The organism is Kitasatospora sp. NPDC056783 (genome assembly GCF_042789895.1).
In the GTDB taxonomy this organism is placed as follows: domain Bacteria; phylum Actinomycetota; class Actinomycetes; order Streptomycetales; family Streptomycetaceae; genus Kitasatospora.
The window spans coordinates 1-7,430 of the sequence record NZ_JBHUAF010000410.1 but is presented as its reverse complement, the minus strand read 5'-3'; the positions used below and the strand labels follow the sequence as shown (position 1 = coordinate 7,430).

The window sequence follows — 7,430 nt, the reverse complement described above, 5'->3', positions numbered from 1 at the left end:
GGAGACGGGCGGCGCCACCGGCACGTCCGCCGCTCAGAGCGCCCGGGTCAGCCGGTCGGTGAGCAGCCGGGTGAAGCGGGCCGGGTCGGGCAGCTCGCCGCCCTCGGCGAGCAGGGCGCTGCCGTGGACCAGCTCGGCGATCTCCGCCAGCGCGGGATCGCCCGCGTCGGCCTCGTGCGCCGTGCGCAGCGCGACCACCAGCGGGTGCGCCGGGTTGAGCTCCAGGGTCCGCTTGACCGGCGGCACCTGCTGGCCCATCGCCCGGTACATCTTCTCCAGGGTCGGGGTCATGTCGTGGGCGTCGCCGACGAGGCAGGCCGCCGAGGTGGTCAGCCGCGAGGACAGCCGGACCTGCTTGACCTGCTCGGCCAGGGCGGTGGTGAGCCAGGCCAGCAGGGCGGCGAAGTCCTGTTCGCGCCGGCTCTTCTCGGCGTTGGCCTCCTCGTTCCCGTCGGCCGGCTCGTCGAGGTCGACCTGGCCCTTGGCGATGGACTGGAAGCGGTGGCCGTCGAAGGCCGGGACCTGCTCGACCCAGACCTCGTCGACCGGGTCGGTGAGGATCAGCACCTCGTACCCCTTGGCGCGGAAGGCCTCCAGGTGCGGGGAGTTCTCCACGGTGGCCCGGGTCTCGCCGGTCAGGTAGTAGATCGCCTCCTGGCCGTCCTTCATCCGCTCGACATAGTCGGCCAGCGTGGTGGTCCGCTCCGGGTCGTGGGTGGAGGCGGCCGACACCAGCCCGAGCAGGGCCTCGGTGTTGTCGGTGTCCTCCAGCAGGCCCTCCTTCAGCACGCTGCCGAACTGGGACCAGAGCTTCGCGTAGGCCTCGGCGTCGCCGGTCCGCACCTCCTTGAGCGCGCCGAGGACCTTCTTGACGAGGCGCCGGCGCACCGCGCGGATCTGCCGGTCGTGCTGGAGGATCTCGCGGGAGATGTTCAGCGACAGGTCGTGGGTGTCCACCACGCCCTTGACGAAGCGCAGGTAGTTGGGCATCAGCGCTTCGCAGTCGTCCATGATGAAGACCCGCTTGACGTACAGCTGCACGCCGCGCTTGGCGTCCCGGGAGAACAGGTCGAACGGTGCCTGTGAGGGGACGAACAGCAGCGCCTCGTACTCGAAGGTGCCCTCGGCGCGCATGTGGACGGTCTTGGCCGGGGGCTGCCAGTCGTGGCTGATCTGCCGGTAGAACTCGGTGTACTCCTCCTCGGTGACCTCGGTGCGCGGCCGGGCCCAGAGCGCCTTCATCGAGTTGAGGGTCTCGGTCCCGGTGGTGGTGGCGCCCTCGGAGTCGGTGCGCTCGGTGGTCATCCGGATCGGCCAGCGGATGAAGTCCGAGTACTGCTTGACGATCTGGCGGATCTTCCGCTCGGACAGGTAGTCGGCCAGGCCGTCCTCGCTGTCGGCGGGCTTGATGTGCAGGGTGACGGAGGTCCCCACCGGCAGCCCGTCGACGGCCTGGAGCTCGTAGGTGCCCTCGCCGTCGGACTCCCACTGGGTGCCGGCGTCGGTGCCCGCCCGGCGGGTGCGCAGGGTGACCTTGTCGGCGACCATGAACGCCGAGTAGAAGCCGACGCCGAACTGTCCGATCAGGCTCTGCGCCGCCGCGGCGTCCTGGGCGTCCTTGAGCTTCTCCAGCAGGCCCGCGGTGCCGGACTTGGCGATCGTGCCGATCAGCTCCACGATCTCGTCCCGGCTCATGCCGATGCCGTTGTCGTGGACGGTGAGGGTGCGGGCGTCCTGGTCGACGTCCAGGGTGATGTGCGGGTCCGAGGTGTCGGCCGCGAGGTCGGAATCGGTCAGCGACTCCAGCCGGAGCTTGTCCAGGGCGTCGGAGGCGTTGGAGATCAGCTCGCGCAGGAAGATGTCCTTGTTCGAGTAGATCGAGTGGATCACCAAACGGAGCAACTGACGGGTCTCGGCCTGGAATTCCAGCGTCTCGACACTGCTACCCACTCTGGGGCTCGCTTTCTTCCTGAAGGTCACGGAGGTGACGGAGGGTACGGAGGTGCGGGTGGGCTCTGGCGGCCCGTATCGCATCGTAGATGGTGACTCCGCTCCGGTCGGGCCGATCAGTCGATCGAGGGTGCTTCGGCGGCGGCGGTCAAGGGCTCCCGCCTCAACAGCCGGGCCGTGGCGGACAGCGTCTGCTCCTCCACCTTCGGCGCCGGCTGGCGCGAGGCCGAGTTCCACGACGGCCACTACGGCCCCGACCTGTCGCTGACCGGCGGCTGGACCTTCTGGGCCTACGGCAACATCCCGAACGACACCCGGTTCTGGACCGCCATCAACGACCAGCCGGCCAACCCCTGGAACTGACCCGACGGCAGCCGCCGGCGCGCCCGCCCTCCCCGTGGGCGCGCCGCGGCCGTACCCGGGCGGCGGGTGACGGCCTCGCACGGTCGGGCAGTTCGGGGATTCGCCGACGGGACATCCGGGTACGCCGTACGCTCGGGCGCCGACGGTGGTCGTCGGGAACGGCCCGGAACCGGTAGGAGGACGGCGTGAACACGGCTGCCGCACGGCCCGCACAACCGCGCTCACGCGTCGGCGGGTCCGCACCCCGGATCGACCCGCTGCTCGCCGACCGCGTCACCGAGGCGCTCCTCCTCGCCGGCCTGCCCGTCGGCTACGGCGGCCACGGGGTCGGCGTCCGACTGCGCCCGGCCGAACCGTACGACGACTCCGACGACTGCGCGGGCCTCGTCGCGCTGCACTGGGAACCCGGGCCCCGGCTGGCGGCCGCGGCGGCGATGGCGCAGCAGTCGGCGTCCTCGGCCCGGCGGGTCGTCAGCGGCAGCATGGAGAACGCGCTGGCCGAGTTCCTGCCGGCGTTCGGCCTGGAGGTCGCCCCGGGCCGGGCCGAGGGGGAGACCAGGGTGGGCGGGGCCGGTGCGTCCGGGGTGTCGCCGTCCGGGGTGTCGGCGTCAGGGGCGTTGCCGTCGGGGACGTTGCCGTCGGGGGCACGCCCGCAGGACCTCGGCATCGGGGCCGACGTCGTGGACGCGGTCCGCCGCGCCGCCGCGCTCGTCGGCCTGCCGGTCGCCGACCACCTGCGCGCGCCGGGCATCACGCTCGACGCGTGCCGTCCCGTCGACGAGGGGGACGACGCCAGGGGCATCGCCGACCTGCGCTGGAACCCCTCCGTACGGCTGGCCGCCGCCGCCCACGAGGACGAGCGGGCCGCCCGCGCCCGGACCGCCGTGCAGGACGCGATGCGCCACGCCTTCGGCTCCGTCCTCGGGGCCTGCGGCCTCGAACTGCGCTGGCGCCGCCCCGCGAACCTCCCGTACCAGCTGCGCGCCTACGGACCCGCCGAGCAGCCGCCGGTACGGCGCTGACCTCGGCGGGCCCCTGGGACTACCCGGGGCCGAGGACCTTGCCGTAGACCGCGGAGCCGCGCCGGACCGTCATGCCCAGCCGCTGGTAGAGGGGCAGCGCGCCGCTCTCCGAGTGGGTCCACAGGGTGCAGGTGCGGTGGCCCCGGCGGTGGGAGGCGCGGAACGACTCCCGCAGCAGCACGCGGGCGATGCCCCGGTGGCGGTGGTCCTCGCGGACGGCGACCCGCTCGACGTAGCCCTCGTCGGAGCCCGGAACGTCCAGTGCCAGCACCGCGCCGACCAGGTGGTCGCCCGCGAACGCCAACGGCGAGAGCGCCGGTGCGAAGGCGTCGAGCCCGACGGTGTGCCGGGCCCACTCCTCGTACGGCTTCCGCCGCGTCTGCCACTCGTCGAAGGCGTCCTCGGTGAGCCGGTAGACGGCCCGTTCGTCACCGGGGCGGAACGCGCGCACGGTGATCCCGGGCGGCGGCGCGGGCACCACGGGCTCGGTGGGCATGGCGATCTCCAGCAGCCACTGGGCGACGAACGGCTCGTAGCCGCGGGAGCGCAGCAGCTCCACCGCTGCCCGGTCGCCGTCCGTGACCGTCTGGCTGAGCCGCTCGCCGCCCGCCCGCCGGGCCCGCGCCTCGGCCCAGTCGAGCAGCGCGCCGCCCAGGCCCTGACCGCGGTGACGGGGGTGGACGTCGACCGCGCTGCGCCGGCCGCCGTGCACCCAGGCCCGGCCGACGAGGCGCTCGGCCGGGTCGTGGACGAGCAGGGTGTCGAGGGCCGGGTCGAGGCCGGGCAGTGCGAGGTCCGCGGCGATGCGGTCGGCTTCGGTGTCGGGACGGCCCAGGAGCTCGCGCTCGCAGGCGGTGACCAGGCCGTGGATCGCGGGGGCGTCGGCGACGGTCGCCGCCCGGCAGCGGTAGGACGGTGGGAACGGAGAGGGAGACGGGTCAGCCATGGCGTGACCGGTCCTCGGCTCCGGTCTCCGGGGGACCGGCGAGGTGCTCCCGGAGCCTGGCGTGGCGGAACTGGTAGACCGCTCCGGCCTGGCGCAGGACACCGCGCTCCCGGTGGGCGTCCTCGAGGAACGTCATCGCCCGCCAGGGCAGCCGCCCGGTCAGCGGCAGCCAGATCCTCGCGATGACCACCCACTCGCCCCACGCCGTCAGGGAGAGGGCCGCTCCGAGCCCGCCCGCGAACGCCGTGAGGAGCCCGACCCGGATGTCCCACACGGGGCTCGTCCTGAGGGGGACGTCCCAGAGGGAGCCTCCGAGAAGCTCGATGACGGGCGTGAACCCGATCGTGGCGGCGACTCCGGCCACTGGCCCGAACAGGAGCAGTTGCACGAGCACGGTGTTCCGGTTGGCGGCCAGCAGACCGCGGGGCCGGACGGCGGACTCGGTGTCCACGGGGACCTCCAGCCAGGACAGGACCCCGATCACGAGCCCGAACGCCACGGCGAACTGTGCGCCGAACATCAGCGCGGTCACCAGTCCGCCCTTGTACCAGAGCGGGGCCCCGGACCCCAGGGCCCACAGCCCGAGCATGATCCCGATCCCGGCTCCGCCCGCGAACCCCGCGACGAGCCCGGTCCTGACCCGCCTGAGGATCTCGCGGACGGACCTGGTGCCGGACGCCTTGCTCCGGCCGCGGAGGCGGACCCGCATCCGCGAGGGCTCCAGGGCCGCGCCCGTGAACGCCAGGCGGATCCGGTGCGCGAGGGCGAAGAGCAGCCCGGCCGGAAGCCCGTTGACGAGGGCGTCCACGAGCCCGACCAGGAGTCCTTCCGCGAACCTGGCACGGAAGTCCCCGAAGGGCCGTGACGGGTAGACGGTGAAGTAGACCGAGTCCACGAGGAAGACGACCGCACCGACGCACACCCCGGACACGCCCCCGGTCACGGCCATGCGGGTCGACGGGCGCAGGGTCGTGCCCAGCGCCCACCATCTGAGGTCGGTCTGCTTGAGAGTTTCGAGGTGCCGGGCCAGATGGCCGAGCCAACGGGCGGCCCGTTCGGCCTCCCGGGGCCCGTGCTCCTTGGACCACCTCCGGGGCGCCTTCCGGTCGGGGTGGACAGGCGGGCGCGGACGGCTCGGGTAGACCGACGGCACGAGCGAGTCGAGCAGGTGCCGCTCGATCTCCTCGACGGTCGGGAAGTCCATGAGATCACCAGGACTCCCTTCCTGGTCCGCGTCCTGGTAGACCTTGCTGCAAAGCCACAGCAGGAGCGGAACCGACAAGGCCTTGGCAGCGGGGCCGTCCTCGTCCTGTTCCACGGCGTCGGCGAGCGGCTGCCAGAGGTCCTCGTGCTGCGGGGTGGCGCTTTTGAGCAGGTGGCCCGCGACCGCCTCTGCCGTCAGGGGCTGGCCCATGACCACCGTGGCCGAGCGCAGGACGCGCTTCTTCCTGATCGCCTCGGTGTAGTCGCGGGTCCGGCAGGTCAGTGCCATGGAATCGGTCGCCAGGTAGGCGGAGTTGAGCGATTTGAGCGCCATTGGCCGTTCCGCGGCGGGCAGTTCGTCCAGACCGTCGAGCACGGGCAGGATGATCTTGCGGTTCAGGAGGCGGTGGGCTTCCCGGTCGCTCAGGAACGGGTACTCGTCCGTGAGTTGGCGTTTCAGCCAGGTCGTCGGGTGCTCTTCGGAGGGCCGCCAGGAGGAGAGCGACAGCAGGACCGGGACCCGGCCCCCTTCCTGTCGCTGCCGTAGCAGTTCGAGGACCAGCAGGACGGCCAGGGTCGTCTTGCCGCTGCCCGCCTCGCCCAGGATGACCAGGCGCTGCGATTCCTGTTCCGAGAACGACTCGGTGAAGGAAGCCAGATCCGGGGTGCTTCCCTCGGCGGGAGCTCCCGTCAGCTCGGGGTGGTCGCCGAGCTCCTTGTGGTCCGCCACGCGCCACAGGACGGGGATCGGCACCGGGAGCAGGTCGCGAAGCTCGGCCTCGTGGCTCCACTGCTCCCACACCAGCCCGGCCAGACGTTCCACCGGATCGGAGGAGTCCTTGGTGATGAAGTAGTTGATCTGGGTGTTGTGGTCGCCCGACACCATCGCGAGGTTGAAGACGCTGCCGGGCGCGAGGACGAACTTCCGGTCGCCGGGTGCCTCAGCCGTCACGAGCCGAAGTGGTTGGTCTGGGTGTTGCCGTCGCCGATCTGGACGGCTGCTTTCTCGAAGGTGTTCCCGCTCACGGTGTACTTGCCCGCGCTGCTCGGACCGGGCGCCGCCTCGGCCGCCCGGACCTGCTCGATGGCCTGTCGCAGCGCTTCGGCGAACTCGGCGTCGCGCGAGGCCGTGTACTTCAACGCCAGCTCCAGCTGGTCCCGGGTCTCCGGGGTCGGTTCCTCCCGGCCGTCGGCCACCTCCCGGGTCACGCTCTCCAGCGCCGGCTCACGGCCCAGCCGGGTGGCCACCACGTCGTGCAGGCGGTCCATCCCGGTGTCCAGCGCCTGGTCGACCTCCGCGTCCGCCCGGCCCGCGACCCGCCGTGCCTTGCTCACCGCCCACGCGAAGAGATAGCCCACGGCCAGTTCCATGCCTTCCACGTTAGCCTCCTCCATCGGATCCTCCACCGGACACGGTCATCACGGCGACCCTAGCTGTGAGTACCCGGTCGCGGGGTGTGAAGCTCCAAACCACCAGCGGTGGTTGGGCGCGATGTCGATCTCGGTGTCACGGCCCCTCCTGCTGGGCCCTGCCGGTTGTGGACGGGTCGGCGGCCACGACCTCGCTCACCCGGCCGTAGGCCGGGGCCGGCGGCTTTCTGCGGCGCTTCCTGACCCAGGTGCCGAGCGCGCCGGCGCCGGTGGCGGCCAAGGCCGCGGCTGCCAGGTACAGGTACGGGAAGCGCGGGTGGTCGGACGGCAGCGCGACGTCGGTGGTGCCGAGCGGGGCGCCGTCGCTCGGCCTGGACGTGGGGGAAGCGGTCGGCGCGTTCGAAGCCTCGGGGGTTGACGGGGCGGGGGTGGGCGTGGCCGATCCCGGTGCGGTCGGTTCGCCTGTTGCGGCCGTCGGGGGCGTTTCGGCGGGCCCGGTGGCCGGGCCCGTTCCGCCGGTTCCGCCGGTTCCGCCGGGGGTGTCCGATCCGCCGGTCGCGGCTGCTCCGCCGCCG

The 7,430-nt window shown here is 72.6% G+C and carries 6 protein-coding genes and 1 pseudogene; 2 read left to right on the top strand and 5 right to left on the bottom strand.

Going from position 1 to position 7,430, the window contains the following annotated elements; all coding sequences use genetic code 11:
• Positions 1–33: 33 nt before the first annotated feature.
• A complete protein-coding gene (gene htpG / locus ACFRMQ_RS35305; RefSeq protein WP_380734891.1) occupies positions 34–1,950 on the bottom strand; it encodes a molecular chaperone HtpG in 1,917 nt (638 codons plus the stop codon).
• A gap of 177 nt (positions 1,951–2,127) precedes the next feature.
• Between htpG and ACFRMQ_RS35300 the strand changes: the two genes are divergently transcribed.
• On the top strand, positions 2,128–2,313 hold the full coding sequence (locus tag ACFRMQ_RS35300; protein WP_380734890.1) for a hypothetical protein: 186 nt from the start codon (positions 2,128–2,130) through the stop codon (positions 2,311–2,313).
• 185 nt (positions 2,314–2,498) lie between these two features.
• Positions 2,499–3,335, top strand: coding sequence for a hypothetical protein (locus tag ACFRMQ_RS35295; protein ID WP_380734889.1), 837 nt, complete (start codon positions 2,499–2,501; stop codon positions 3,333–3,335).
• A 19-nt stretch (positions 3,336–3,354) separates the two neighbouring features.
• Here ACFRMQ_RS35295 and ACFRMQ_RS35290 read toward each other — a convergent pair whose 3' ends face one another.
• The 4 genes and pseudogenes from ACFRMQ_RS35290 to ACFRMQ_RS35275 all read right to left on the bottom strand — a co-directional run.
• Complete coding sequence (locus tag ACFRMQ_RS35290; protein ID WP_380734888.1) at positions 3,355–4,281, bottom strand: GNAT family N-acetyltransferase; 927 nt, start codon at positions 4,279–4,281, stop codon at positions 3,355–3,357.
• Positions 4,274–6,436 carry an NACHT domain-containing protein gene (locus ACFRMQ_RS35285; RefSeq protein ID WP_380734887.1) on the bottom strand — a complete coding sequence of 721 codons (2,163 nt, stop codon included), beginning with the start codon at positions 6,434–6,436 and terminating at the stop codon, positions 4,274–4,276. Before ACFRMQ_RS35285 ends, ACFRMQ_RS35290 begins: the two co-directional genes overlap by 8 nt.
• Positions 6,433–6,855 (bottom strand): hypothetical protein, encoded by a 423-nt coding sequence (locus ACFRMQ_RS35280; protein ID WP_380734886.1) that lies wholly within the window; start codon positions 6,853–6,855, stop codon positions 6,433–6,435. The genes ACFRMQ_RS35285 and ACFRMQ_RS35280 overlap by 4 nt, the downstream gene beginning before the upstream one ends.
• A 136-nt stretch (positions 6,856–6,991) precedes the next feature.
• Positions 6,992–7,430: pseudogene (locus ACFRMQ_RS35275) on the bottom strand (hypothetical protein); the annotation flags it as partial.

Excerpts from the sequence above, each read along its gene's own strand:
- ACFRMQ_RS35290 (WP_380734888.1), bottom strand. The coding sequence starts at position 4,281 with ATGGCTGACCCGTCTCCCTCTCCGTTCCCACCGTCCTACCGCTGCCGG.
- ACFRMQ_RS35280 (WP_380734886.1), bottom strand. The coding sequence starts at position 6,855 with ATGGAACTGGCCGTGGGCTATCTCTTCGCGTGGGCGGTGAGCAAGGCA.